Source organism: Ilyobacter sp. (assembly GCF_041583315.1).
GTDB lineage: Bacteria > Fusobacteriota > Fusobacteriia > Fusobacteriales > Fusobacteriaceae > Ilyobacter.
The window spans coordinates 1-2,029 of record NZ_JBFHGC010000523.1; the positions used below are offsets into that span (position 1 = coordinate 1).

The 2,029-nt window shown below is 37.4% G+C and carries 2 protein-coding genes; one reads left to right on the plus strand and one right to left on the minus strand.

Features of this window, described 5'->3' with window-relative positions:
• A partial coding sequence (locus tag ABZA26_RS13745) for a flavocytochrome c (protein WP_372715065.1) occupies positions 1–1,457 on the minus strand: 1,457 nt, incomplete at its 3' end.
• Positions 1,458–1,641: 184 nt separating this feature from the next.
• Between ABZA26_RS13745 and ABZA26_RS13750 the strand changes: the two genes are divergently transcribed.
• Positions 1,642–1,881 (plus strand): hypothetical protein, encoded by a 240-nt coding sequence (locus tag ABZA26_RS13750; protein WP_372715066.1) that lies wholly within the window; start codon positions 1,642–1,644, stop codon positions 1,879–1,881.
• Positions 1,882–2,029 lie beyond the last annotated feature (148 nt).

A 2,029-nucleotide genomic window follows, 5' to 3' on the forward strand; every position in this document is an offset into this window, starting at 1 on the left:
CTTCTGGAAAATTCTTCATCTTTTCCAGAATCGACGAAACCATTGTATCTCTCTAGGCTCTCTTTCATTCCATCTTTATTTATTCCCATAAATTCAGCACACTCTTCCAGGCTTCCCTCGTGAAAAAGGCCCAGTCTCTTGAGAGCTTCTACCTCAGTTTTGTTAGCCTGTGTTCGCCCTGCTATTTTTTCTATTTCCTGACCCCAGAGAAGATAAGCCACTCCTCCTTCCTGAGAAAGTATCCCTTTAGAAACTATATCTCTTCTTTCCAGTTCCTCTACAAATCTCTTTCCGCCTTTGTTTATTAGGATAGCACCGTCAAACCTCGATCCGCCTACATGTGAAAGTGCTCCTGTCTTTGGATTTGATATGGGGAAGGTCTGGATATAGTTCATATGTACAAATCCTGCTTCTATCTCTTCACACATTACGTGACCGTCTCCGGTTATCCCGCTCTGATTGGTAGTTTTGTATCTTTCATCCAGTTCAGAATCATATTTTTTTCTCATATCTACGTTTCCAGAAAAACCTCCGGTGGTCATTATAACCCCTCTAGTTCCCATAAACTTTACAGAATTACCATCTATACTAGCCTCTATACCTTCTACTCTGGAATCCTGTACTACAAACTTTTCAGCCTTGACACCTGTTCTGATGTCCACCCCCACTTCAATAGCTTTCTTTTTCAGTTTTGTGATCAGCTCTACTGCATACTTCCCCTTGAAAATTGCAGCTCTAGGAACACTGTGCCCACCGAAATGTATGAGTTCTCCCTCTTTAAATTCCACCCCTACCTCTTCTTTTAGCCATTGATAAGTAGGGAGTGCATTCTCACTGAGAATTTTTAGAAGTTCCTGATTGTTCTCTCTGTCTCCTCCTACAAGTGCATCCTCAAAGTAGGTTTCCTTTGTATCCTCTATTTTTTTGACTTTCTGAGCATCATTTCCGGGAATATTGACTCCACCCATAGACACCAGGGTATTTCCTCCCACTGCTGCCATTTTTTCCAGGACCACTACACGTGCTCCTTTCTTTGCTGCTGATATAGAGGCTGCAAGACCGGCTCCCCCTGCTCCTACTATTACCACATCAAAATTTTCAACTTCTTTCAAAGCTTTTTTACCCACTGTTATTTTTTCCAGATTTTCCGACTCTAAAATCTCTTTTTCTAAAATCTCTGTATCTCCGCCTGCTTCCACAAGGGCATTTTTTACAGCTTCTCTTATCCCTCTTGAACTTACAGAACACCCAGATACATTGGGCACCAATATGGAATTTTTTTCTACAATATTCCCCGGTATATTGTCAAAGGCCGGGTCTGATATTACAGGTGTTTCACTGTGCTCTACCACATCTATTTTATTAATTTTACCATCTTTTACATCTACAGATACTGTGATATCTCCGCCATATCCTATACCTGTTCCATAAAATTTACCATTTTTTAATCTGTTCATATTAATCCTCCAAAAGTACGGTTACGTATTATTTTCCAAATGATTATATTTCTAATATCAAAAAATGTCAAGTAGTTTCAAACAAAGCTACAGTAAACTTTAAAAAAAATTAAAATTTAAAAAGGAACCAACTTCATTTATAAGTAGAAATTATTAGACTACTACATAACAGAGGGTGATAAATATGTCTTCATATATTTTTGAATATGATCTTCCAAAAGGATATTATCTCAAAATAATCGAGCACTACGAGGATATGCCACTAACGAGGGCTTTCCTCTACAGAGGACAAATTTATTTTCAAAGACTTGTTAATGTTATGGACTTTGAAGTGAATACATCAAAGCTTAAAATCGTTGAAAAATCCATTTCCTTTATTGAGCTGCTTGAAGAACGGGCAAATTCTGGAATCGAGGTAAGATAATATGAGCGGATATAATTTTTCATATAACGTTTACAAAAATTACATTGTTGATATCTTTGAATTTTATGAAGACACCAGTTTTACCAGAGCTTTTATTTATAAGAAAAATTACTTAGGTCGATACCTAGTAGAAATAAAAGATTTCCCC

Bases quoted from the DNA above. Each gene is read 5' to 3' on its own strand.
- ABZA26_RS13750 (WP_372715066.1), top strand. From the start codon at position 1,642: ATGTCTTCATATATTTTTGAATATGATCTTCCAAAAGGATATTATCTC.